Here is a 22,578-nt window from a genome sequence, read left to right on the forward strand (position 1 = left end):
GGCTAGGCCTCCGGGGAAGGGACTGTCATGTCGACCGCCATCAACACGCTCCGCACCGGCCACGTGGGCCTCAACGTCACCGACCTGGACCGCTCGCTCGCCTTCTACCGCGACGCCCTCGGCTTCGCCCTCCTCGGCGAGGGCAAGGAGGACGGCCGCCGCTTCGCCTTCCTCGGCCACGACGGCGAGCTCGTCCTCACGCTGTGGCAGCAGGCCGACGGCGCGTACGTCCCCGCCGCGGCCGGACTGCACCACCTGGCGCTGGCCGCCGACACGATCGAGCAGGTCCGGGAGTACGAGGCGCGCCTGCGCGAGCTGGGCACCGACTTCGCCTACGAGGGCGTGGTGGCCCACGGCGAGGGCAGGGCCTCCGGCGGCATCTTCTTCCACGACCCCGACGGCACCCGCCTGGAGATCTCCGTACCGGCCGGCGCCGAGAACGCGCCCGCCCCCACTGCGGGGGCTCCGACCTGCGGATTCTTCTAATGCCCGGCCCCTACCACCAGGGTTCGCTGGCCGTGCAGGAGCGGGTCGGCGTACGCGCGGCCGCCGAGCACGTCGGCCGCTCGATCGGCACCGGCATCCGCGAGGTCGCCGCGGCCTTCCTGGAGCAGCAGCCGCACCTGGTCGTCGGCGCCGCCGACCCCGCGGGGGCCCTGTGGGCCTCCCTGCTCACCGGCGCGCCCGGATTCGTACGGGCCACCGGTCCGCACCGGATCGCGGTCGCCGGCGGTCTGCCGGTCGGTGATCCGCTCGCCGAGGCGCTGGCCACCGCCGGCACCCGCGTCGGGACGATCGCCCTGGACCCGCGCACCCGGCGCCGGATGCGGCTCAACGGGACCCTGGCGGTGACCGGGGGCGGCTTCGCGGTCGAGGCCGAGCAGGTCTTCTCCAACTGCCCGAAGTACCTCCAGAAGCGGCAGCCGCTGGAGCGCGTCGACGAAGGGCCCGGCGTCGTGCGGCGCGGGCGGTCCCTCACCCCCGGCCAGGAGCGGGCCGTCCGCCTCGCGGACACCTTCTTCGTCGCGACCACCGCCGAGGACGGGACCGACGCCAGCCACCGGGGCGGGCTCCCGGGCTTCGTGGAGGTGCTCTCGCCGGTCGAGCTGGCCTGGCCGGACTACCCCGGCAACGCCATGTTCCTGACGCTGGGGAACCTGGCGGCGGATCCGCGGGCCGGGCTGCTGTTCCCCGACTGGGAGAGCGGGTCGGTGCTCCAGCTCAGCGGACGGGCCCGGACCGGGTTCGCCGCGGACGGGGCCCGCAGTGTCCGCTTCACCGTCGAATCGGTGGTGGAGGCACTGCATCCCGGGCGGCTGCGCTGGAGTGCGCCGGAGTACTCCCCGGCCAACCCGGCGCTCCCGGCTCACCGGGGGAGCACCACCAGGTAGGCGGCGGGTTCGCGGTCGCCGGACGCCGTCAGGGCGGTCCGGACGACCGCGGCCTGCTGCTCGGGCCAGTCGCGGAGCTTGCGCGGGGTGATGTGGATGACGGTCACCCCGAGCCGCTCCAGGGTCTCGCGCTTGCGCACGGCCTCCGACCACTGCTCGTCCTCGCCCTGCCGGGGGGCGCGGGTGTCGATCTCCACGGCCACCGCCTGCTCCGGCCAGTACGCGTCGACCCCGCCGAGGTGCGGGCCACCGGGCACGCGCAGGTCCACGTTCCAGACCGGCTCGGGCAGTTCGAAGCCCCGTACGAGCCGGTAGAGGCGGTCCTCGGCGATGGCCCGGCCCTCCGCGAGCAGGGACTCGACCGCGTCCACGACGTGTGACCGGTTCAGCAGCCGGGCCACCGTCAACTCCCGGACGATAGCGGCCGGTTCGCAGTGCCCGCCGCGGACCGCCTCGCTGAGCAGCCGGCGTACGCTCCCGGCGTCGGAGAGCTGCGAGACGGCGTCGGCGACCGCCCGCGCCACCGGGGCCACGGGCAGGCCCGTCACCTCCTGCGGCAGGGGAGGGGTGTGCGACCGGACGATGCGCACGCCGCCGACGGAGCGCAGCCGGCGGGTGTGCGGGACCAGGACGTCGATCTGCGCGAGGCCGAGCAGGGCGGGCGCGGAGCTGAAGCGGTACAGAGCCAGGGCCGCCAGCCCGGTGATCATGACCTCGCCGCCGCGGCGGCCCGCGTACAGCAGGGCGGCGTGCAGCCGCTCCTCGCTGGTGGCCGCGCCCGGGTGGAGGAGGAACACCCCCGGCAGGATCTCCTGCCAGGGCCGCCCCGCGGCGTCGGAGGCGGTGACGCCGTGCTCGCGCAGCTGCGCCAGGGTCATCACCCGGGGGCGGTTGGCGGTGAGGTGGGCGAGGGGGAGGGGTGCGTTGTGGTTCATGCCGCGGAGATTCCCGCCCGCCCCGGCCCCGCTAACCCCTGTTACGGTCTCGTCGACAAATCCGGACAAGCTGGGGCTAAAGTACGGACGTTCGAGGGCCGATACCGCCGTTCGCCTCTGCCTTCCGCCTCCCCCGTTCGCCTCCTGCGGGGCCGCACTGCGGCCCCGCAGGGAAGCGGGCGGCACCAGGACTCCGTCAGGCGCCCGCCGCCGCGTCGCACGCCTGGGCGCGAAGGGCCCGGGCCAGGTCGTCGCGGGCCTCCAGCACCAGGCGGCGCAGGGCCGGGGCGGCCGAGGCGTGGGCCGCCAGCCAGGCGTCCGTGGCCTCCAGCGTGGCCCGGTCGTCCTGCAGCGCCGGGTACAGCCCGCGCACCACGTGCATGCCGATCTGGATCGAACGCTCCGCCCAGATCCGCTCGATCACCTCGAAATAGCGCTCCGTGTACGGGGCCAGCAGGGCCCGCTGCGAAGACTGCTGCATCCCCGCGATCGTCGCCTCCACCAGTGCGTTCGACAGCGCGTCCGACTCGACCACCGCCGCCCACGCCTGGTCCTTGACCGCCGCCGAGGGGCGCGCCGCCAGGCACCGCACCTGGTGGCGCTTGCCCGAGGCCGTGTCGTCCCGCGCCAGTTCCGCCGTCAGCACCGACTCGTCGACCGCGCCGTGCGCGGCCAGCGGCAGCAGGAAGTCCCAGCGCAGTTCCTGGTCCACTTCCAGCCCGTCGATCCGCGCCGAGCCGTCCAGCAGCCCCAGCAGCAGCTGGAAGTCGCCCTCCGTCGCCGCGGCCGCCGCGAAGAAGCGGGCCCAGGTCAGCTGGTGCTCCGAGCCCGGCTCCGCCCTGCGCAGCTCCTGCAGCGCGCCCGCCGCCAGCGCCTTGCCGCCCTGCTCGCGCCACCCGGGCGCCGCGTAGTGGGTGACCGCGGTCAGCGCCTGCGCGTGCAGCATCTGCAGCACGCCCACGTCGCTCTCGCGGCCCGCGTGGGCGAGCAGGAAGGAGACGAAGTCGCGCGCCGGCATCAGCCCGTCCCGCGTCAGGTTCCACAGCGCCGACCAGCACAGCGCCCGCGCCAGCGGGTCCGTGAGCTCGCCCAGGTGCGCGCGCAGCGTCTCCAGCGAGGCCTCGTCGAAGCGGATCTTGCAGTAGGTGAGGTCCTCGTCGTTGACCAGCACCAGGTCGGGCCGTTCCTGTCCGGCCAGTTCCGCCACGACCGTCCGTACGCCGGCCACGTCCGCCTCGGCCCGCGCGTAGCGCACCAGCGCGCCGGACTCCCGCCGGTACAGGCCGACCGCCACCCGGTGCGGGCGGAGCTCCTCGCCGTCCTGGACGACCGCCAGCTCGGTCACCCGGCCGCCCGCGTCGTACGTCACCACCGGCGTCAGCACGTTCACGCCGGCCGTCTGCAGCCAGGCCCGCGACCACTCGGCCATGTCCCGCCCGGATACCTCCCCGAGGACCGACAGCAGGTCGTCCAGCGTCGTGTTCCCGTACGCGTTGGCCTTGAAGTAGCGCCGCGCGCCCTCCAGGAAGGCGTCCCGGCCCACGTACGCGACGAGCTGCTTGAGCACCGCCGCGCCCTTGGCGTAGGTGATCCCGTCGAAGTTCAGCTTGGCGTCCTCCAGGTCACGGATGTCGGCCGTGATCGGGTGCGTGGACGGCAGCTGGTCGGCCCGGTAGGCCCAGGCCTTGCGGCTGTTGGCGAAGGTCACCCACGCCTGGTCGAAGCGGGTCGCCTCCACCTGCGAGAAGGAGCCCATGAAGTCCGCGAAGGACTCCTTCAGCCACAGGTCGTCCCACCACTTCATGGTGACGAGGTCGCCGAACCACATGTGGGCCATCTCGTGGAGGATCGTGTTGCAGCGCCGCTCGTACGCCGCCCGTGTCACCTTCCCCCGGAAGATGTACTCCTCGCGGAAGGTCACCATCCCCGGGTTCTCCATCGCGCCGAGGTTGTACTCGGGCACGAACGCCTGGTCGTACTTGCCGAAGGGGTACGGGTAGTCGAAGTGCTCGTGGAAGAAGTCGAAGCCCTGCTTGGTGACCAGGAAGACGTCGTCCGCGTCGAAGTGCTTGGCCAGCCCCTTGCGGCACATCGCGCCCAGCGGGATCACCAGGTCCCCGCGCCGGTAGGTGTCGGTCACGTAGTGGTAGGGGCCGGCCACCACGCAGGTGATGTACGTCGAGATCGGCGCGGTCTCGGCGAACCGCCAGACCCCGCCCTCCCGGGACTCCTCCGCGCCGTTGCTCCACACCTGCCAGCCCTCCGGCGCGGTCACCTCGAAGCGGTAGGGCGCCTTCAGGTCGGGCTGCTCGAAGTTCGCGTACACCCGCCGGGCGTCCGCGGGCTCGTACTGCGTGTAGAGGTAGACCTCGCCGTCCTCCGGGTCAACGAACCGGTGCAGACCTTCACCCGTACGGCTGTACGCGCAGTTGGCGTCCACCACCAGGACGTTCTCGGAGGCCAGTCCCTCCAGGGCGATCCGCGCCCCGTCGAAGACCGCGGCCGGGTCCAGCTCGCGGCCGTTGAGGACGACGGAGTTGACGGAGGGGGCGATCAGGTCCGCGAAGGTGGCGGAGCCGGGGGCGGCGGCCCGGAAGCGGATCGTCGTCACCGAGCGGAAGGTCCGCGGGTCCTCGGCCGGTTCGGCCTCGTCCACGGCGGACCTCAGGTCGAGGACCACGTCGTACCCGTCGACGGACAACAGCTCCGCCCGCTCGCGGGCCTCGTCACGGGACAGATTCTCTCCGGGCACGTGCACTCCTTCGTGCGTGTTCGCTATACCTGATCGAATCCTCCCACGGGGGAATGCGCACGCCCCCGGCCTGGTTGGCGAGGGTGAACACGACCTGTGATGCCCTTATGCGATTCGAGGAGAGCCATGCCCGACACCCAGGTGCGAGAGAAGACCCCGGTCGACTTCTGGTTCGACCCGCTCTGCCCCTGGGCCTGGATGACCTCCCGCTGGATGCTGGAGGTCGAGAAGGTCCGTGACGTCGAGGTCCGCTGGCACGTGATGAGCCTCGCCGTACTGAACGAGAACAAGCTCGACGAGCTGCCCGAGCGCTACCGCGAACTGCTCGGCCCCAAGGGCTGGGCTCCGGTGCGCGTCGTGATCGCCGCCCAGCAGAAGCACGGTGACGAGGTCACGGGCAAGCTCTACACCGCGCTCGGCACCCGCATCCACAACCAGGACCTCGGCAACACCCGCGAGGTCATCGCCGCCGCGCTGGAGGAGGTCGGCCTCCCGGCGGAGCTGCTCGCCTACGCCGACTCCGACGAGTACGACGAGGTGCTGCGCAAGTCGCACAACAACGGCATCGACCGCGTCGGCCAGGAGGTCGGCACCCCGGTGATCTCCGTGCCGGGTGCCGACGGCTCCGATGTGGCCTTCTTCGGTCCGGTCGTCACGCCCACCCCGCGGGGTGAGGCCGCCGCCCGGCTGTGGGACGGCACCCTGCTCGTCGCCTCCACCCCCGGCTTCTACGAGATCAAGCGCAGCCGGACCCAGGGTCCGATCTTCGAGTAGCAGTCCCGCGCAGCCCCGCGCAGACACAGGAGACCCCCGCGATTCACGTCATCGCGGGGGTCTCCTGCTGTACACGTCCGCCGGCGAAAGGTGAGAAGACGATCACGAGGCGGACGGGCCGGGGTGGTGATCAGCCCGTGACGGGGATCAGCCCTTGGCGGGGATCAGCAGCGGGGTGTTCGCCTTGGCGTCGGCGTAGCGGCGGGCCACGTCCTGCCAGTTGACGACGTTCCACATCGCCTCGATGAAGTCCACCTTCTGGTTCTTGTACTGGAGGTAGAAGGCGTGCTCCCAGGCGTCGAAGACCAGGATCGGGGTGCTGGCGGCGCCCACGTTGCCCTGGTGGTCGTAGATCTGCTCGACGATCAGGCGCCCGCTGACCGGCTCGTAGGCGAGCACGCCCCAACCGGAGCCCTGGGTGGCGGAGGAGGCGAAGGTCAGCTGCTTCTTGAACTTCGCGAAGGAGCCGAACGACTCGGTGATCGCGTCGGCCAGCTCGCCGAGGCCGTCCGCCGCCGTCGGCTCGCCGCCGCCCTCGCCCGTCTTCGGGCTGGCCATGTTGTGCCAGTAGATGCTGTGCAGGATGTGGCCGGAGAGGTGGAAGGCGAGGTTCTTCTCCAGACCGTTCAGCGCGGCCCAGTTCTCCTTGTCGCGCGCCTCCTCCAGCTGCTCCAGCGTGGAGTTGGCGCCCGCGACGTAGGCCGCGTGGTGCTTGTCGTGGTGCAGCTCGATGATCTGCGGGTTGATCACCGGCTCCAGCGCCGCGTAGTCGTACGGAAGCTCGGGAAGCGTGTAGATGGCCATGCGTGTATCCGGTCCCCTCGGCGTGCCACTTCTTATTGCAAGTTATGCGCAACTGCACGCTAGCAGCATCTATTCCACTCAACGCATAAGGCTCGCCTCACCGGAACGCCGACGGCCCCGTGCATCCGCACGGGGCCGTCCTCGGTCTCACGGCGGGTCAGCTGCCGGCCGCCTCCCGGCGCTGCACGGCGTAGCCGGTCGCCGCCAGGGCGAGGGTCAGTCCGCCGGTGAAGACCACCTGGACCCGCGTGTCCTCGCCCAGGGCCATCAGCACCAGCACGCCGGCGACCCCGACGAGCGTCGCCCACGTCAGGTACGGGAAGCCCCACATCCGCACGGCGAGCTGTCCGGGCGCCTCACGCTCCAGGCGCCGCCGCAGCACGAACTGCGACACGGCGATGAAGCCCCAGACGACGAGGACGACCCCGCCGACCATGTTCAACAGCCAGGCGAAGAGGGTGTCGGGGTACCAGTACGACAGCAGCACGGTCGTGAAGCCGAAACCACAGGAGGCCAGCACCGCACGGCGCGGCACCCGGCCGCTGACCTTGCCCAGCGCCTTCGGGCCCTGGCCGCGGGACACCAGCGAGTGGGCCATCCGCGAGGAGCCGTAGATGTTCGCGTTCATCGCGGACAGCAGGGCGATCAGGATGACCACGTTCATGACCTCCCCCGCCGCCGGGATGCCCAGGTGGTCGCGGGTCGCCGCGTACGGGCCGTCCTCGGCCACCGCCGGGTCGTTCCACGGCAGCAGTGTCACGATGAGCAGCATCGAGCCGACGTAGACCACCGCGATCCGCCACATGGTGGTCTTCACGGCCCGGGCCACGCCCTTGACGGGGTCGTCGGACTCGGCCGCCGCGATGGTCACCGTCTCCAGGCCGCCGTACGCGACGACGGAGGCGAGCACGCCGACCAGCAGGCCGTCCACCCCGTGGGGCAGGAAGCCGCCGTCGTGGACCAGGTTCGCGGCGCCGGGGGAGGAGGTGCCGGGCAGCAGGCCCAGCACGGCCAGCACGCCCAGGCCCAGGAACAGCGCAATGGCGCCGATCTTGAGCGTGGCGAACCAGAATTCGAACTCGCCGAAGTGCGAGACCGCCGCCAGATTGGTCCCGCAGAACAAGGCCATGAAGGCCAGCACCCACATCCAGGACGGGGTGCCGGGGAACCAGCCGGTCATGATGTGCGCCGCACCGATCGCCTCGATGGCCACGCCCACGCACAGCAGCGTCCAGAACATCCAGCCGGCCGTGAACCCCGCCCACGGCCCGATCGCCCGCTCGGCGTGCACGGAGAAGGAGCCGGAGGCGGGGTTCGCCGCGGACATCTCGCCGAGCATCCGCATCACGCACATCACGAGCAGCCCCGACACGGCGTAGGCGAGGACGATCGAGGGCCCCGCGGCGGCGATGCCGGCGCCGGAGCCGACGAAGAGCCCGGCGCCGATCACCCCGCCGAGGGCGATCATCGAGAGGTGCCGCTGCTTGAGGCCGTTGCCGAGGGACGATCCGGAGGCGCCCGCGGGCGGCGCGCCCGGGGTGCGGGGAGGGGTGACGGTGGTCTGGCTCATGAGGGTGCGTGCCTGTCCGGTGTGCGGGTGGACGGGGTGAAGTGCCCCAGTCTCACCTCTGTCCGATCTTCGGATGAATGGAGTCCGCTATCCGGACAGCCGAATGACCGGCCGTGATCACCCCCGTACGCTGACGGCAGGACACGGGTGACGGGCGGCAGGAGACCGAATGGACCACGGCATACGGGAATTGGCCGCGACGGGCCGGGGCGTACTCGTCACCGGAGCCTCCCGGGGGATCGGCCGGGCCATCGCCGCGGCCTTCGCCGAGCAGGGCGACCGCGTCGCGGTGCACTGCACGGTCCGGCACGCGGACGCCGAGCGCACCCTCGCGGACCTGCCGGGCGACGGCCACGTCCTCGTCACCGGCGATCTCGGCGACCCGGCTGGGGTGGAGGCGCTCGCGGCCCGGGCCGAGGAGGCGCTCGGCGCGGTGGACGTACTCGTCAACAACGCCGCGGTGATGGTCGCGCACCCGCTGCCCACGACCTCCTACGACGCGTGGCAGGAAGCCTGGCGGCACACGGCCGCCGTGAACCTGTTCGGCCCCGCCCACCTCTCCTACTGCGTGGCCCGCCACATGATCGACGGCCGACGGGAGGGCCGCATCGTCAACATCGGCTCGCGCGGGGCCTTCCGTGGCGAGCCCGATCACCCGGCCTACGGCGCCACCAAGGCCGCCCTGCACGCACTCGGCCAGTCGCTCGCCGTCTCCCTGGCGCCGCACGGCATCGCAGTGGCCTCCGTGGCACCCGGCTTCGTGGCCACCGAACGGGTCGCCGGGCGGCTCGACGGCGAGGAGGGCGAGCGGATCCGGGCGCAGAGCCCCTTCGGCCGCGTCGGCACCCCGCAGGAGGTGGCCGCCGCCGTGCTCCACCTGGCCTCGCCCGCCGCGCGCTGGAGCTCGGGTGCGGTCCTCGACGTCAACGGCGCCTCTTACCTGCGCACCTGATGCGCGAAGCCCCCTTGATTCGCCGGGTGCACGGGGGGCTTCGCGGAGGCGGGGAGACGGCTCAGGACTTCGCCGCGCGCAGCTCCCGTACCCACGCCACCACCAGCACCACGGCCGCCGCTCCCGAGGACCACAGCAGCTGCGGCCGCGCCGAGTCGTCGAACAGCATCAGGACGAACACCGCGCCCATGCCGAGCAGCGCAGCCCACGTCAGGTACGGGAAGCACCACATCCGCAGCGTCAGCCGCTCCGGCATGTCCCGCTCCAACCGCCCGCGCAGCCTCAGCTGGGACACCGCGATCAGCGCCCACACGAACAGCAGCACCGCGCCGACGGCGTTCAGCATGTAGAGGAAGACCGTGTCCGGCCACAGCAGGTTCAGCACCACCGACACGAACCCGAAGGCCACCGAGGCGAACACGGCCCGGCGCGGCACCCCGCCGCCCGACACCTTCAGCAGCGCCTTGGGCGCCTCACCCCGCTCGGCCAGCGAGAACACCATGCGCGAGGACCCGTACAGATTGGCGTTCAGCGCCGACAGCAGCGCCACGAAGACCACGATGTTCATGATCTGGCCGGCCGCCGGGATGCCGATGGAGTCGAGCACCGCGACGTACGGGCTCTGACCCGGCTTCAGCGAGTCCCACGGCAGCAGGGTCACGATGACGACCATCGAGCCGACGTAGAAGAACAGGATCCGCCACACGGCGCTGCGCACGGCGCGGGCCACCGAGCGCGCCGGGTCGTCCGACTCGGCGGCCGCGATGGTGACGACCTCCAGGCCGCCGAAGGCGAAGACGACGGCGAGCATGCCCGCGATGACACCCCCGGCGCCCTTCGGGAAGAAGCCGCCGTGCCCGCTCAGGTTGGCCGCGCCGACGGGATCGCCAGAGAAATCGGACGCAGCGGGGAGCAGGCCGAAGACCGCGAGGGTGCCGAGGATCAGGAAGAGCACGATGGCGCCGACCTTGAGGGCGGCGAACCAGAACTCGAATTCGCCGAAGTTCTTCACGGCGGCCAGGTTGCTCACGGTGAAGACCACCATGAAGACCAGCACCCAGACCCACTGGTCCACCGACGGCAGCCAGCCGTTCGCGATCTTCGCGGCGCCGGTCGCCTCCACGGCGAGCACCACGACCAGCAGGAACCAGTACAGCCAGCCCGCCGAGAAACCGGCCCAGCGGCCCAGCGCCCGCTCCGCGTACACGGAGAAGGAACCGGACGCGGGCATCGCGGCGGACATCTCCCCGAGCATCCGCATGACCAGCATGGCGAGCGCGCCCGCCAGCAGGTACGAGCAGATGATCGCGGGGCCGGCGATGCCGATGCCCGCTCCGGAGCCGACGAACAGCCCCGCGCCGATCACGCCGCCCAGGCCCAGCATGGTCAGGTGGCGCTGCTTGAGGCTGTGGCTCAGAGGTTCCGCGGGCAGGTCCTGCCCGGTCGCAGGGGTGTCGGACAAGCGGTCGCGCATGAGTGGATGCTCGTGTCTCTCGTGCTCGATGCGGCGGTGGGGGCTCCGCAGTGCGGGTGCCTCCGGCAGTCGTGGCCGGGGGATTGGCGGGAACCTACAGTCTCGCCGGGCGGAGCCCGTCCGCGCAAAACGGACGTGCGGTTGGATCTGGCTCGTGATGCGTATCACTACAACTCGGGTGTGAACCCGGCTCTTTGTGCACTCCCCACCAAACCGGGGAGTAGGGCTTTGTCCCGGGCGGCGGTGGGGCGGCGGCGGACCGCGCACTAGCGTCGGTGATCGTCCCGTCCCCCTCAACCCGCGGAGCCCTTGATGAGCACTGCTTCCGTCTCCTTCCGCCCCGGCGCCGTCCTCGCGGACCTGCTGCCCGCGAGCCGGGTGCGCGACATCGCGCTCGTCGTCGGCGGAGCCGCCCTCACCGGTCTGGCCGCGCAGCTCTCCGTACCCGTTCCCGGTTCACCGGTCCCGGTCACCGGCCAGACCTTCGCCGCACTGCTCGTCGGCACGGCGCTCGGCGCCGGACGCGGCTTCCTCTCGCTGGCCCTGTACGCCCTCGTCGGCATGGCCGGCGTGCCGTGGTTCGCGAACGGCACCTCCGGCGCGGGCGGCGCCTCCTTCGGCTACGTCCTCGGCATGCTGCTCGCCGCCACCGTCGTCGGAGCCCTGGCGCGGCGCGGCGCCGACCGCTCGGTGCTGCGCACGGCGGGCACGATGGTGCTCGGCTCCGCGATCATCTACGGGGTCGGCGTGCCCTACCTCGCCCTGGCCACCGGGATGTCCTTCGGCGCGGCCGTGGCGGCGGGCCTGACCCCGTTCCTGATCGGCGACGCCCTCAAGGCCGCCCTGGCGATGGGCCTGCTGCCCGCCGCGTGGAAGCTGGCCGGCCGCAGCTGAGGCACCTGCCTGCACGGCAGCCCCGGACCGCGAGCGGCGGTCCGGGGCTGCTGTCGTACGTACGGGCGGATCCCTACGCGCGCTCGGCGGCCTTGCGGCGGACGTCGCGCACGACACCGATCACCAGCACGATGGCGGCGACCAGCAGGGACAGCATCACGGTCTCGCGGTTGTCCTTGTCGTAGACCATGTAGCCCAGGACGAAGGTGATCATCGCGGCGGTGGCCCAGGTCAGGTACGGGAAGAGCCACATCTTCACCGTCAGCTTGTCCGGCGCCTCGCGCACCAGGATCTTGCGCATCCGCAGCTGCGTCAGGCAGATCACCAGCCACACGAACAGCGCGATCGCGCCCGAGGAGTTCAGCAGGAAGCTGAAGACGGTGTCCTTGAAGGCGTAGTTGAAGTAGACGGCGACGAAGCCGAAGACCACGGAGCCGAGGATCGCGGCGGTCGGCACGCCCTTGGCGTTGACCTTGGCGAAGGCCTTCGGGGCGTCACCGCGCTCGCCCAGCGAGAACGCCATGCGGGAGGCGGTGTAGAGGCCCGAGTTCAGGCAGGACAGCACGGCCGTCAGGACGATCACGTTCATGATCTGGCCGGCGTGCGCGATGCCGATGGAGTCCAGGGCGGCGACGTACGAGCCCTTCTTGACGATCGACGCGTCGTTCCACGGCAGCAGCGTCAGCACGATGAAGATCGAGCCCAGGTAGAAGACGCCGATGCGCCAGATCACCGAGTTGGTGGCCTTGGTGACCGCGCGGCGCGGGTCCTCGGACTCACCGGCCGCCAGGGTGACGATCTCGCTGCCCATGAAGGAGAAGACGACCATCAGGACACCGGTGAGGATCGAACCCCAGCCGTTCGGCATGAAGCCGCCGGTGTCGGTCAGGTGGGCGAAGCCCGCGCCCGGGTTGTCGGAGCCCGGCAGTACGCCGAAGACGGCGAGCATGCCGATCACGACGAAGGCGCCGATGGCGACGACCTTGATGCCGGCGAACCAGAACTCGAACTCGCCGTACGAGGAGACGGAGCCGAGGTTCGTGATGGTCAGGACCGCCATCACGATCAGGGCCCAGGCCCACTGCGGGACCGCCGGGACCCAGCCCTCAAGGATCACCGCACCGGCGGTGGCCTCCACGGCCAGCACGACGACCCAGAAGAACCAGTACAGCCAGCCGATGGAGAAGCCGGCCCAGCGGCCCAGCGCACGGTCGGCGTAGGCGGAGAACGAGCCCGAGTTCGGGCTGGCGGCAGCCATCTCGCCGAGCATCCGCATCACGAAGACGACCAGCGCGCCGACGAGCGCGTAGGAGATCAGGATGGCGGGGCCGGTCTTGGCGATACCGCCGCCGGAGCCGACGAAGAGTCCGGCGCCGATGACACCGCCGATGGCGATCATGGACAGGTGGCGGTTCTTGAGACCGGCCTTGAGACCATCGGAGGGCGTGGCGTCACCGGGGTTACCGGACGGGTCGCCTGCCTTCTGAAGGGTCGTCGTGGTGCTCATGGACGAATCCTTAGGTTTCTCGGGTTACGAGTTGCGGCATTCAAACCCGAGATGAAGGCGGGCGGAAGACCTCAATCCGGATCGTTGCGGAGGACGAAGGTCCGTGACCTTGGTCCCACGGTGTCTCATCTGCGCTCTTTGGGTTTACTTGAGCTTTAGAAGTGACTTACGCGACACCCGCTGAGGGTCGGCGGAGCCGCTCGTGCCACACTCGTCCCATGCGCGTGTACCTCGGATCCGACCATGCCGGCTTTGAGCTCAAGAACCACCTCGTGGACTGGCTCAAGAACAACGGCCACGAGCCCGTCGACTGCGGGCCCCACATCTACGACGCCGTCGACGACTACCCGCCGTTCTGCCTGCGCGCCGCGGAGAAGACCGCCGCGGACGCCGACAGCCTCGGCATCGTGATCGGCGGCTCCGGCAACGGCGAGCAGATCGCCGCGAACAAGGTCAAGGGCGTGCGCGCCATCCTGGCCTGGAGCGTCGAGACCGCGAAGCTCGGCCGTGAGCACAACAACGCCAACGTGATCTCCGTCGGCGGCCGGATGCACACCCAGGACGAGGCCGTCGCCTTCATCGAGGCCTTCCTGGCGACCCCGTACTCCGGCGAGGAGCGCCACACCCGCCGCATCGACATGCTCTCGGCCTACGAGCAGACCGGCGAGCTCCCCCCGATCCCGGCCCACCACCCGCAGGACCAGTAGGACACGCCCGTGCCGCCGGGCCCGCGGGCCCGGCGGCACGGGACGGGCCCGCTTCGAGGACATCCGAGGAGAACAGCCGTGCCCGAGGGGCATACGATCCACCGCCTGGCGCAGGACCACCGCGACCGGTTCGCGGGCCGGGAGGTACGGGTCAGCAGCCCCCAGGGCCGCTTCGCCGAGAGCGCGGCGCTGCTCGACGGCCGTGTCCTCGACGGGGTGGACGCGCACGGCAAGCACCTCTTCCTCGGCTTCCAGGGCGGCGGCTGGGTCCACATCCACCTGGGCCTGTTCGGCAAGTACGCCATCGGCGCGGCCCCCGCACCGCCGCCCACCGACACCGTCCGCCTGCGCATCGCCCACGAAGGCCACTACTCCGACCTGCGGGGTCCGACCACCTGCGCCCTGATCACGGACGGCGAGAAGCAGGCGATAAGCGACCGGCTCGGCCCCGACCCGCTCAGGAAGGGCGACGACCCGGACCGCGCCTGGGAGCGGATCTCCCGCTCCCGCACCACCGTCGCCGCGTTGCTCATGGACCAGAAGATCGTCGCCGGCGTCGGCAACGTCTACCGCGCCGAGGTCCTCTTCCGGCACGGCATCGACCCGTACCGCCTCGGCAAGGACCTCACCCGCGGCGAGTGGGATGCCATGTGGCGCGACCTGGCCGCCCTGATGCGCGAGGGCGTGCGGAACAACCGGATCGACACCGTCCGTGACGAGCACCTGCCCGAGGCCATGGGCCGCCCGCCCCGCGTCGACGACCACGGCGGCGAGGTGTACGTCTACCGCCGGGCGAAGATGCCCTGCCACATCTGCGGGGGAGAGATCCGCACCGCCGGCCTGGCCGCCCGCAACCTCTTCTGGTGCCCCACCTGCCAGGCGCGGTAGGACAGCCGCCCGGCACGCTGTTCGACGCGCCTGTGTTCGAGGGTGATCTCAGGTGCATCTCGGCTGAGGGGTCCCGCTGCGCGCGCACGGGCAGGATGGATAGGGTCCCGATGCAATGGCCGGAGCACGCGTGGAGACGCTCACGGCCCGGGCCCGCATGCTGTCGGCCCGGGTCCGCACCAGCCTGCGCAAATCCGCCGTCGACTATTTCCGCGGCGACGCCTCCGACTGGCTCGCGTTCGGCGGGCTGCTCCTGACCATTCCCGCGATCGCCTGCGGCACGCTGATGCTCCCGGTCTGGTTCTCGCCCTCCGCCCTCGTCCTGCCGATCGTCGCCGGCGGCCTGCTGCTGCGGCCCGCGAGCCTGCTCGGGCTGTACGCGGCCTCCGCCGCCGCCCTGATCGTCGAAGCCCTGGTCCTCGGCCCGTACACCCAGGGCCCGGCCCGGGTCACCCCCGGCACCGTCCTGGTCGTCGCCGCCTGCGGGTTCTTCGGGCTGGTGATCGCCCAGTTCCGCAGCCGCGTCGGCGTGCCCTGGCGCCGCGGCGGCACCATGCTGTTCGACCTGCGCGAACGCATCCGGGTCCAGAGCAAGCTGCCCGCCCTGCCGCGCGGCTGGCACCGCGAGATGGCCCTGCGCCCGGCCGGGGGCCAGTCCTTCTCCGGGGACTTCGTCGTGGCCGCCCGCACCAACGGCGGCCGGACGCTGGAGGTGGTGCTGACCGACGTCTCCGGCAAGGGGATGGAGGCCGGCTCGCGGGCCCTGCTGCTGTCCGGTGCCTTCGGCGGGCTGCTCGGCGCGCTGCCCCCGGAGGGCTTCCTGCCCGCCGCCAACGGCTACCTGCTCCGCCAGGACTGGGACGAGGGCTTCGCCACCTCCATCCACCTGGTCCTCGACCTGGAGACCGGCGACTACGAACTGCTCTCCGCCGGGCACCTGCCCGCCCTCCAGCTCTCCGCCGGAACCGGCCGCTGGCAGGAGGTGTCCGGCGAGGGCCCGCTCCTCGGCGTCTACGACGGGGCCGCCTTCGAACCGGCCCGCGGCAACCTGCGCCGCGGGGACGTCCTGATGCTGTTCACCGACGGACTCGTCGAGACCGCCGACCGCGACATCGCCGAGGGCATCGACCGCCTCACCGGCGAAGCCGACCGCTACGTGGCCGCCGGCTGGGAGGGCGCCGCCTGGCACCTGATCGAAAAGGTGGCCAAGGACGTCAACGACGACCGGGCCCTCCTCCTGCTCCGCCGCTCGCCCTGACCGCCCCGACCGCTGGCCGGGGCCGACGCGCAGCGGGGCTCGGGGGCCGACGCCCGGCGGGGCTCAGCGCGCGATGCTCGTCCAGGGGCCGATGCCGAGCTTCCCGGTGTTCCCCAGATCGACGGAGTGGGCGAGTTCCAGCGCCACCCGGGGCGCGCCGGGGCGGGGCGTGACCTCCAGTACCCAGCCCTCGGCGGCCGGGCGGGTCGTATCGGTGACCAGGTTCCGCCACACCAGCCCCACCGAGGCGGTCTGCCCCGGCTCCACCGTCACCGGGCGCGGCGGCTCGTCCATCGCGGGGGCGCCCGTGGTGATGCCGCTCGACCCGTGCCCGACGGTCACCTCGACGGGCCTGCGCGCCTTGTCCAGCAGCCGGATCTCCGGATAGCCCTCCAGCGCGTACGGCTGCGTACCGCAGTTCACCAGCTGTACGTCCGCGACCCGCAGCCCCATGGCGGCATCGCCGGCCCCCTCGCGCAGCCGCACCCCGCCCTCGGGGCACGGCCCGTCCGGGGCGGGCGCGCTCCGCGGGGCGCTGCCGTACGGCGACTCCGGCCGCACCGGCCCCGGAGTCCCTGCGGAGCCCGTCCCGGCCGTGGGCCCCGGCGCGGCCCTCGGCGGCGGCGGGGCGTCGCACCCCGCCAGGAGTCCGGCCGCCAGGGCCCCACCGACCACACCCGCCACCCACCGCATCCTGTTCATCCCCCGACCCTACGGCGCCCCTCCGGCCCCAGCGGCCCTGCCCGGCCCGGGACTTGGGCCGCCGACGCCGACGCCGACGCCGACGCCGACGCGACGCCGGCGCGGGCGAGGGGCGGAGCCGTGCGGGTGGCGCCGTGCGGGTGGTGGCGGGCCACTTGGGCCGGATTGGCCCGTCCCCGGGCGGCGGCCCGCTCCTACCGTTCCCCCATGCACCCCGCCCTCGCCGCCGACCTCGCCCGCCTCCCCGAGCTGCTCGCCGCCACCCACCGCACCGCCGCCGAGACCCTCGCGACCCTGGACGCGCGTCCGGTCGTACCCCCCGCGGATCCGGAGGGGCCGGAAGGGTCGGAGCCCCACCACGAGCCCCTCCCCGACCGCCCCGCCGGCGCGGAAGGGGCTCTCGCCGCCTTCCAACACCGCTGGGCCCCCCGCCTGTCGGCCTCCGCCGGCCCCCGCTACCTCGGCTTCGTCACCGGCGGCGCCACCCCCGCCGCCCTCGCCGGCGACTGGCTGACCGCCGTCCACGACCAGAACTCCAACTCCGCCCTCGACGGCGCCGGCCAGGCCCTCGAACGCGAGACCGTCGGCTGGCTCCGCGAGCTCTTCCACCTCGGCCCCGCCCACACCGGCACCTTCGTCAGCGGCGCCACCATGTCCAACACCACCGGCCTCGCCATCGCCCGCGAATGGCTCGGCGAACGCCTCGGCGTCTCCCCGGCCGAGGACGGCGCAGCAGCGCTCGGCCCGGTCCGGGTCCTCTCCGGCGCCCCGCACTCCTCCATCGCCAAGGCGCTCTCCGTCCTCGGTCTCGGCCGCAGCTCCCTCGTGGCCGTCCCGACCCTCCCCGGCCGCGAGGCCGTGGACCCGGCCGCCCTCGACCGGGCGCTGGCCGACACCCCCGGCCCCGCCGTGGTCGTGGCCAACGCGGGCACCGTCAACACCGTCGACTTCGACGACCTCCGCGCCGTCGCCGCCCTCAAGGAGCACCACGACTTCTGGCTGCACACCGACGCCGCCTTCGGCGCCTTCGCCGCACTCTCCCCGGCCCGGGCCCACCTCGCCGCCGGCCTCGACGCCTCCGACTCCCTCTGCATCGACCTGCACAAATGGCTGAACGTCCCGTACGACAGCGCCGTCCAGTTCACCCGCCGCCGCGACCTGCAGGCCCGCGTCTTCCAGAACGCCGCCGCCTACCTCGGCCCCCTCGGCGACCACCCCGACCTGGTCCACCTCACCCCCGAGAACTCCCACCGGCTGCGCGCCCTCGCCGCCTGGTTCACGCTGCGCGCCTACGGCCGCGAAGGCCATCGGGAGATCGTCGAACGCGACATCGCCTGCGCCGAGGCCCTCGGCGCAGCCCTCGACCGGGACCCCGCCTTCCGCCTGCTCGCCCCGGTCCGCCTGAACGTCGTCTGCTTCACCCTCGCCGCGGAACCCACCCCGGATCGCCTCACGGCCATCCGCGAGGCGATCCGGTCGGAGGTCTTCGTCACCCCCACCGTCTACGCGGGAACCCCCGCCCTGCGCGCCGCGTTCTCCAACTGGCGCACCACGCAGTCCGATGTGCGCCGGGCCGCCGAGGCCCTGCGTACGGCAGCAAGGGAGATCGCATGACGAGCCGGCCCCTGACCCTCCTGGAGGTCGAAGCCCTGGCCCGCGCCGCGCACGAGGGCCAGACCGACAAGGCCGGCCGACCGTACGCGGAGCACCTGGCGGCCGTGGCCGAGGGCGTCCGCGCCCGGGGCGGCAGCCCCGACCAGCAGGCGGCGGCCTGGCTGCACGACGCCGTGGAGGACGACGCCCTGTCCCGGGAGTGGCTGGACTCCGCCCCTCTCCCGCAGCCGGTGAAGGACATGGTCCTCGCGGTCACCAAGCGCCCGGGTGAACCGCTGGAGGAGTACACGGCCCGGATCCTCGCCACCCCCGGCGCCCTCCTGGTCAAGGAGGCCGACCTCGCGCACAACGCGGATCCGGCGCGGCTCGCCGTACTGGACGGCCCCACGCGCGAGCGGCTGTCCGCGAAGTACGCGTATGTCCGCTCTCTGCTCGGCCTCACCACCCCGTGACCCGCGCCGCCTTCCCGAAATATGTCCCGCGCACGCCCCGTTGGCGCGAAAGAGCCGACGCGGTTTGGCCACGGGGCGGATAGCCGGGCCCTGTTGGTGGGAGGATGGTCCCTAGGGGAGCGTGCGTGGCCGTGCGCCCCGGCCGACCAGGGGACGACCGAAGGTGTGATCAGTAGTGGCCATTTCGCTGTCAGTGGTGGTTCTGTTGTTGGTCATCCTGGTCGTGCTCGTCCGCGGCGGCCACCTCAAGACCGGACCTGCGATCGTCGCGGTCCTCTTCGGCTTCTTCCTGGCGTCCAGCTCCATCGCCCCGGACGTCAACCGCTTCCTCAACTCCCTGGCGGACACCATCGCAGGCATCAAGCTCTAGCGACGGGGCCGGAGCCCGGCCCATGCCGTACGGGGCGTCACGCTTTCGAGGGACCGCCGCGAGATGCCATGGGGCAAACCGGACTATAGGCTTGAATCGGCATCAGCATGGCAGAACGGACCGAGACCGTCCCTCGGCGTCCGGGCGGCCGCTGCCCGGGGACCGGAGCCGTCACGCCTGACCGGCCGCCCCGTCAGCGTCCAAGGCAGGTTGAATGATGAACCGGACACGTCGTCTTGCAGCACTCACGCTCTTGGTGGCCCCCGCTCTCGCGGTGGGCCCTGCCCTTGCCGCGCACGCCTCGGCCACCGCCGCCCCCGGCGCCGTGACCGGCGCGGCGTGCAAGGTCGAGAAGGATTCGGTCGGCAAATACCACCTGTGGGGTCTGGGATTCCCCGCCGGCACGAAGGTGACCTACTCGGGATCCACCGCCGGCTCGGTCCCCGTCGACAAGTCGGGAAGGTTCGACCTCGGCGGTCTCAGCGGGGGCAAGTACGTCGTCAAGACGGCCGACGGCAAGACCGCGGTCACCTGCACCACGGTCCAGCACTGAGGCGCGCCCGGCGGCGGCACACCGCCCGCCCCGGCTCCCCCTGCTCCGGAACGACGATGGGCCAGGTCGAGGAAACATCCTCTGACCTGGCCCATCGTCGTTCAGAGCGGGCGACGGGAATCGAACCCGCGTAGCTAGTTTGGAAGACTAGGGCTCTACCATTGAGCTACGCCCGCATGACGTGCGCCGCAGGTCCGGGGACCGCGGCACGGACAGCATCCTAGCGGGTCGGGACGGGGGAGTGCACACCGCTTTTCGCCCCGGCAGGGTCGTGGCGCGGGGGCGGGCCGGGAAACCCCGCGCATCAGAGGGTCTCCGGGCATGTACCCTACGTGTCGCACCGACGGGGTGTGGCGCAGCTTGGTAGCGCGTCCGCTTTGGGAGCGGAAGGTCGTCGGTTCGAATCCGGCCACCCCGACCACCAGCAACACCGGCACCATTGGTACCGCCGTCCACGGTGATCGCGTTGTGGGCTGATTGCCGCTTGCGGTTACTATGCAAGCTGCGTGCCCGTGTGTCTGATGCCGGGCCGAATCCGCTGAACCGCTGAATCGCAGCGACAGCAGAGACCCCCAGCAGTCAGCCACAAGGAGACCGAACCGTGAAGAGCGCCGTGGAGACCCTGAACCCGACCCGGGTTCGGCTCACTGTTGAGGTGCCCTTCGAGGAGCTCAAGGACAGCCTCGACGCGGCCTACAAGAAGATCAACCAGCAGGTCACGGTGAAGGGCTTCCGCAAGGGCAAGATCCCGGCCCGTGTCATCGACCAGCGCTTCGGCCGCGGTGCGGTGCTGGAGGAGGCCGTCAACGACGCGCTCCCGAAGTTCTACACCGAGGCCGTCAACGAGGCCGACCTGAACCCGCTGGGCCAGCCCGAGGTCGACATCACGGAGCTGAAGGACGGCGAGCTGCTGGCCTTCACCGCCGAGGTGGACGTCCGCCCCGAGATCGAGATCCCGGACTACTCCGGCATCGAGGTCGAGGTCGACGCGGTCGAGGTCTCCGACGAGGACGTCGAGAAGTCGGTCGAGCAGCTGCGCGGCCGCTTCGCGTCCACCAAGGACGTCGAGCGCGCCGCCCAGGACGGCGACGTCGTCACCATCGACCTGGAGGCCAAGGTCGAGGGCGAGGTGCTGCCGGACGGTGTCGCCTCCGACGTCTCGTACACCATCGGCTCGGGCGAGCTCCTCGACGGCATCGACGAGGCCGTCAAGGGCCTGGAGGCCGGTGGCGAGGCCACCTTCACCTCCCAGCTGAAGGGCGGCTCCGCCGAGGGCAAGGACGCCGAGGTCACCGTCAAGGTCACCAAGGTCTCCGCCCGCGAGCTGCCGGAGCTGGACGACGAGTTCGCGCAGATGGCGAGCGAGTTCGACACCCTTGAGGACCTGAAGGCGGACAGCCGCAAGCGCCTTGAGAACATGAAGCAGTACGACCAGGCCACGCAGGCCCAGGAGCGCGTCCTGGAGAAGCTGCTGGAGCTCGTCGAGGTGCCGATCCCCGAGAAGCTGCTTGAGGACGAGGTCAACACCCGCAAGCACAACCTGGAGCACCACCAGCTCGGCCAGATGGGTCTGACCCTGGAGAAGTACCTGGAGTTCCAGGGCAAGACGGTCGAGGAGTTCGAGGCCGAGACCAAGGAGCAGGCGGTCAAGGGCATCAAGACCCAGTTCGTCCTCGACGCGCTGGTCAACAAGGAGAAGCTGGGCGTCAACCAGGAGGAGCTCACCGAGCACCTCATGCGCCGCGCCGCCTCCTCCGGCATGTCCCCCGACCAGTTCGCCCAGGCCGTCGTCGAGGGTGGCCAGGTCCCGATGCTCGTCGGCGAGGTCGCCCGCGGCAAGGCCCTCGCGGTCGTCGTCGAGGCCGCCAAGGTCACCGACACCAACGGTGAGGTCGTCGACCTGTCCGACGAGGACGAGGACGAGGCCGCCGAGCAGGCCGCCGCCGAGGGTGACGCCGAGGACGCGGCCGACGAGGCCAAGTGACACCCCGGGCGAGAGCCCGCTGAGCAGTGCCCCGGAGGGCCCGTACGCAGCCGCGTGCGGGCCCTTCCGCATGGCGCTCCGCACGGGCCCTCCGCATGGCCCGCGCGCGGCCCCGCACGGCCCTTCCGCATGCCGCTCCGCCCGGCCGCCGCACGGTCTGCGCCCGGCCTGCGCCCGGCCCCCGGAGCTTGCGCTCCGAGCGAACAGTTCGGGAAGCGGGATGGCGTTGTCCGACCTGCGCGTTAGGGTCCATGAATACGAGGGCACGGGAGTACCCGGACGCCGGCGGCCACCGCCGCCCCGACCGGTCCGCGCCCCAGAACGAGACGCTGAGACGGCATGTGGCCGTCGGAGACGAGCAGGTGGATACGTGACGAATCTGAAGCCTTACGCCGCGGGTGAGCCGTCCATCGGTGGCGGCCTCGGCGACCATGTCTACAACCGGCTGCTCGGCGAGCGCATCATCTTCCTCGGCCAGCAGGTCGACGACGACATCGCGAACAAGATCACCGCGCAGCTCCTCCTCCTGGCCGCCGAGCCGGAGAAGGACATCTACCTGTACATCAACAGCCCCGGTGGCTCCGTGACGGCGGGCATGGCGGTCTACGACACCATGCAGTACATCCCGAACGACGTCGTCACCATCGGCATGGGCATGGCGGCCTCCATGGGCCAGTTCCTGCTCACCGGCGGTGCCCCGGGCAAGCGCTTCGCGCTCCCGAACACCGACATCCTGATGCACCAGGGTTCCGCCGGCATCGGCGGCACCGCCTCGGACATCAAGATCCAGGCCCAGTACCTGCTGCGTACGAAGCAGCGCATGGCTGAGATCACCGCGCACCACTCCGGCCAGACCGTGGAGGCGATCATCCGGGACGGCGACCGCGACCGCTGGTTCACGGCGGAGGAGGCCAAGGACTACGGCCTCATCGACGAGATCATCTCGGCCGCGTCCCTGGTCCCCGGCGGCGGCGGCACCGGGGCCTGATCCCGGCCC

General features: G+C 71.7%; 21 protein-coding genes and 2 tRNA genes. 15 read left to right on the top strand and 8 right to left on the bottom strand.

Annotated features, from left to right (window positions below; translation table 11 throughout):
* The first annotated feature begins 27 nt into the window (after nucleotides 1–27).
* Together AC0666_RS04760 and AC0666_RS04765 are read left to right on the top strand one after the other, a co-directional pair.
* On the top strand, nucleotides 28–486 hold the full coding sequence (locus AC0666_RS04760) for a VOC family protein (RefSeq protein WP_468967995.1): 459 nt from the start codon (nucleotides 28–30) through the stop codon (nucleotides 484–486).
* A complete protein-coding gene (locus tag AC0666_RS04765; RefSeq protein ID WP_478707095.1) occupies nucleotides 486–1,391 on the top strand; it encodes a pyridoxamine 5'-phosphate oxidase family protein in 906 nt (301 codons plus the stop codon). The genes AC0666_RS04760 and AC0666_RS04765 overlap by 1 nt, the downstream gene beginning before the upstream one ends.
* On the opposite strand, the gene AC0666_RS04770 is transcribed toward AC0666_RS04765, so the two are convergent.
* Complete coding sequence (locus tag AC0666_RS04770; protein ID WP_468967989.1) at nucleotides 1,367–2,326, bottom strand: hypothetical protein; 960 nt, start codon at nucleotides 2,324–2,326, stop codon at nucleotides 1,367–1,369. The genes AC0666_RS04765 and AC0666_RS04770 overlap by 25 nt on opposite strands.
* Nucleotides 2,327–2,522: 196 nt before the next feature.
* Nucleotides 2,523–5,078, bottom strand: a complete 2,556-nt coding sequence (gene pepN / locus AC0666_RS04775) for an aminopeptidase N (RefSeq protein WP_468967986.1) — start codon at nucleotides 5,076–5,078, stop codon at nucleotides 2,523–2,525.
* A gap of 126 nt (nucleotides 5,079–5,204) precedes the next feature.
* Here pepN and AC0666_RS04780 point away from each other — a divergent pair, with 126 nt between their 5' ends.
* Entirely contained in the window at nucleotides 5,205–5,852 is a 648-nt protein-coding gene (locus AC0666_RS04780; protein ID WP_478707096.1) for a mycothiol-dependent nitroreductase Rv2466c family protein, read from the top strand.
* Between the two features lie 147 nt (nucleotides 5,853–5,999).
* Here AC0666_RS04780 and AC0666_RS04785 read toward each other — a convergent pair whose 3' ends face one another.
* Together AC0666_RS04785 and AC0666_RS04790 are read right to left on the bottom strand one after the other, a co-directional pair.
* Nucleotides 6,000–6,656 (bottom strand): superoxide dismutase, encoded by a 657-nt coding sequence (locus AC0666_RS04785; RefSeq protein ID WP_468967980.1) that lies wholly within the window; start codon nucleotides 6,654–6,656, stop codon nucleotides 6,000–6,002.
* A 157-nt stretch (nucleotides 6,657–6,813) separates the two neighbouring features.
* Entirely contained in the window at nucleotides 6,814–8,226 is a 1,413-nt protein-coding gene (locus AC0666_RS04790; protein ID WP_478707097.1) for an amino acid permease, read from the bottom strand.
* 169 nt (nucleotides 8,227–8,395) lie between these two features.
* Between AC0666_RS04790 and AC0666_RS04795 the strand changes: the two genes are divergently transcribed.
* Nucleotides 8,396–9,178: an SDR family NAD(P)-dependent oxidoreductase gene (locus tag AC0666_RS04795; protein WP_468967974.1), complete on the top strand. Its 783-nt coding sequence runs from the start codon at nucleotides 8,396–8,398 to the stop codon at nucleotides 9,176–9,178.
* A gap of 61 nt (nucleotides 9,179–9,239) precedes the next feature.
* Here the strand turns inward: AC0666_RS04795 and AC0666_RS04800 are convergent, their stop codons facing one another.
* The gene (locus tag AC0666_RS04800; protein ID WP_468582977.1) at nucleotides 9,240–10,652 is read right to left on the bottom strand and encodes an amino acid permease; all 1,413 of its coding nucleotides are present in this window, start codon (nucleotides 10,650–10,652) and stop codon (nucleotides 9,240–9,242) included.
* Nucleotides 10,653–10,964: 312 nt separating this feature from the next.
* On the opposite strand from AC0666_RS04800, the gene AC0666_RS04805 reads away from it, so the two are divergent.
* Nucleotides 10,965–11,546 carry a biotin transporter BioY gene (locus AC0666_RS04805; RefSeq protein ID WP_468582978.1) on the top strand — a complete coding sequence of 194 codons (582 nt, stop codon included), beginning with the start codon at nucleotides 10,965–10,967 and terminating at the stop codon, nucleotides 11,544–11,546.
* A gap of 73 nt (nucleotides 11,547–11,619) precedes the next feature.
* On the opposite strand, the gene AC0666_RS04810 is transcribed toward AC0666_RS04805, so the two are convergent.
* Entirely contained in the window at nucleotides 11,620–13,053 is a 1,434-nt protein-coding gene (locus AC0666_RS04810) for an amino acid permease (RefSeq protein ID WP_468967971.1), read from the bottom strand.
* A gap of 218 nt (nucleotides 13,054–13,271) precedes the next feature.
* Here AC0666_RS04810 and AC0666_RS04815 point away from each other — a divergent pair, with 218 nt between their 5' ends.
* The 3 genes from AC0666_RS04815 (at nucleotide 13,272) to AC0666_RS04825 (ending at nucleotide 15,906) form a co-directional block, all read left to right on the top strand.
* On the top strand, nucleotides 13,272–13,760 hold the full coding sequence (locus AC0666_RS04815) for a ribose-5-phosphate isomerase (protein WP_361713643.1): 489 nt from the start codon (nucleotides 13,272–13,274) through the stop codon (nucleotides 13,758–13,760).
* 78 nt (nucleotides 13,761–13,838) lie between these two features.
* On the top strand, nucleotides 13,839–14,648 hold the full coding sequence (locus AC0666_RS04820; protein WP_478707098.1) for an Fpg/Nei family DNA glycosylase: 810 nt from the start codon (nucleotides 13,839–13,841) through the stop codon (nucleotides 14,646–14,648).
* Between the two features lie 115 nt (nucleotides 14,649–14,763).
* Complete coding sequence (locus AC0666_RS04825; RefSeq protein ID WP_478707099.1) at nucleotides 14,764–15,906, top strand: SpoIIE family protein phosphatase; 1,143 nt, start codon at nucleotides 14,764–14,766, stop codon at nucleotides 15,904–15,906.
* 63 nt (nucleotides 15,907–15,969) lie between these two features.
* On the opposite strand, the gene AC0666_RS04830 is transcribed toward AC0666_RS04825, so the two are convergent.
* Complete coding sequence (locus tag AC0666_RS04830) at nucleotides 15,970–16,608, bottom strand: DUF4232 domain-containing protein (RefSeq protein ID WP_478707100.1); 639 nt, start codon at nucleotides 16,606–16,608, stop codon at nucleotides 15,970–15,972.
* A gap of 207 nt (nucleotides 16,609–16,815) precedes the next feature.
* Here AC0666_RS04830 and AC0666_RS04835 point away from each other — a divergent pair, with 207 nt between their 5' ends.
* The 4 genes from AC0666_RS04835 to AC0666_RS04850 all read left to right on the top strand — a co-directional run bounded on the left by AC0666_RS04835 (nucleotide 16,816) and on the right by AC0666_RS04850 (nucleotide 19,597).
* Nucleotides 16,816–18,222, top strand: a complete 1,407-nt coding sequence (locus tag AC0666_RS04835) for a pyridoxal phosphate-dependent decarboxylase family protein (RefSeq protein WP_478707101.1) — start codon at nucleotides 16,816–16,818, stop codon at nucleotides 18,220–18,222.
* Nucleotides 18,219–18,674: an HD domain-containing protein gene (locus AC0666_RS04840; RefSeq protein ID WP_468582986.1), complete on the top strand. Its 456-nt coding sequence runs from the start codon at nucleotides 18,219–18,221 to the stop codon at nucleotides 18,672–18,674. The genes AC0666_RS04835 and AC0666_RS04840 overlap by 4 nt, the downstream gene beginning before the upstream one ends.
* A 175-nt stretch (nucleotides 18,675–18,849) precedes the next feature.
* Complete coding sequence (locus tag AC0666_RS04845) at nucleotides 18,850–19,044, top strand: hypothetical protein (protein ID WP_356850590.1); 195 nt, start codon at nucleotides 18,850–18,852, stop codon at nucleotides 19,042–19,044.
* Nucleotides 19,045–19,318: 274 nt separating this feature from the next.
* The gene (locus AC0666_RS04850) at nucleotides 19,319–19,597 is read left to right on the top strand and encodes a hypothetical protein (protein WP_468967958.1); all 279 of its coding nucleotides are present in this window, start codon (nucleotides 19,319–19,321) and stop codon (nucleotides 19,595–19,597) included.
* A gap of 105 nt (nucleotides 19,598–19,702) precedes the next feature.
* Here the strand turns inward: AC0666_RS04850 and AC0666_RS04855 are convergent.
* Nucleotides 19,703–19,773, bottom strand: a tRNA-Gly gene (locus AC0666_RS04855).
* A gap of 168 nt (nucleotides 19,774–19,941) precedes the next feature.
* On the opposite strand from AC0666_RS04855, the gene AC0666_RS04860 reads away from it, so the two are divergent.
* The 3 genes from AC0666_RS04860 (at nucleotide 19,942) to AC0666_RS04870 (ending at nucleotide 22,569) form a co-directional block, all read left to right on the top strand.
* Nucleotides 19,942–20,018: transfer RNA gene (locus AC0666_RS04860), tRNA-Pro, on the top strand.
* 180 nt (nucleotides 20,019–20,198) lie between these two features.
* Nucleotides 20,199–21,581 carry a trigger factor gene (tig, locus tag AC0666_RS04865; RefSeq protein WP_468582989.1) on the top strand — a complete coding sequence of 461 codons (1,383 nt, stop codon included), beginning with the start codon at nucleotides 20,199–20,201 and terminating at the stop codon, nucleotides 21,579–21,581.
* 370 nt (nucleotides 21,582–21,951) lie between these two features.
* Entirely contained in the window at nucleotides 21,952–22,569 is a 618-nt protein-coding gene (locus AC0666_RS04870; protein WP_053786842.1) for an ATP-dependent Clp protease proteolytic subunit, read from the top strand.
* The last annotated feature ends 9 nt before the right edge of the window (nucleotides 22,570–22,578 follow it).

It is taken from the genome of Streptomyces sp. NPDC043680, assembly GCF_056436685.1.

What these genes read in the sequence shown, in the direction of transcription:
- AC0666_RS04760 (WP_468967995.1), top strand. Translation starts at nt 28, where the DNA reads ATGTCGACCGCCATCAACACGCTCCGCACCGGCCACGTGGGCCTCAAC.
- AC0666_RS04765 (WP_478707095.1), top strand. Translation starts at nt 486, where the DNA reads ATGCCCGGCCCCTACCACCAGGGTTCGCTGGCCGTGCAGGAGCGGGTC.
- AC0666_RS04770 (WP_468967989.1), bottom strand. Translation starts at nt 2,326, where the DNA reads ATGAACCACAACGCACCCCTCCCCCTCGCCCACCTCACCGCCAACCGC.
- AC0666_RS04780 (WP_478707096.1), top strand. Translation starts at nt 5,205, where the DNA reads ATGCCCGACACCCAGGTGCGAGAGAAGACCCCGGTCGACTTCTGGTTC.
- AC0666_RS04785 (WP_468967980.1), bottom strand. Translation starts at nt 6,656, where the DNA reads ATGGCCATCTACACGCTTCCCGAGCTTCCGTACGACTACGCGGCGCTG.
- AC0666_RS04790 (WP_478707097.1), bottom strand. Translation starts at nt 8,226, where the DNA reads ATGAGCCAGACCACCGTCACCCCTCCCCGCACCCCGGGCGCGCCGCCC.
- AC0666_RS04795 (WP_468967974.1), top strand. Translation starts at nt 8,396, where the DNA reads ATGGACCACGGCATACGGGAATTGGCCGCGACGGGCCGGGGCGTACTC.
- AC0666_RS04800 (WP_468582977.1), bottom strand. Translation starts at nt 10,652, where the DNA reads ATGCGCGACCGCTTGTCCGACACCCCTGCGACCGGGCAGGACCTGCCC.
- AC0666_RS04805 (WP_468582978.1), top strand. Translation starts at nt 10,965, where the DNA reads ATGAGCACTGCTTCCGTCTCCTTCCGCCCCGGCGCCGTCCTCGCGGAC.
- AC0666_RS04810 (WP_468967971.1), bottom strand. Translation starts at nt 13,053, where the DNA reads ATGAGCACCACGACGACCCTTCAGAAGGCAGGCGACCCGTCCGGTAAC.
- AC0666_RS04815 (WP_361713643.1), top strand. Translation starts at nt 13,272, where the DNA reads ATGCGCGTGTACCTCGGATCCGACCATGCCGGCTTTGAGCTCAAGAAC.
- AC0666_RS04825 (WP_478707099.1), top strand. Translation starts at nt 14,764, where the DNA reads ATGGCCGGAGCACGCGTGGAGACGCTCACGGCCCGGGCCCGCATGCTG.
- AC0666_RS04830 (WP_478707100.1), bottom strand. Translation starts at nt 16,608, where the DNA reads ATGAACAGGATGCGGTGGGTGGCGGGTGTGGTCGGTGGGGCCCTGGCG.
- AC0666_RS04835 (WP_478707101.1), top strand. Translation starts at nt 16,816, where the DNA reads ATGCACCCCGCCCTCGCCGCCGACCTCGCCCGCCTCCCCGAGCTGCTC.
- AC0666_RS04840 (WP_468582986.1), top strand. Translation starts at nt 18,219, where the DNA reads ATGACGAGCCGGCCCCTGACCCTCCTGGAGGTCGAAGCCCTGGCCCGC.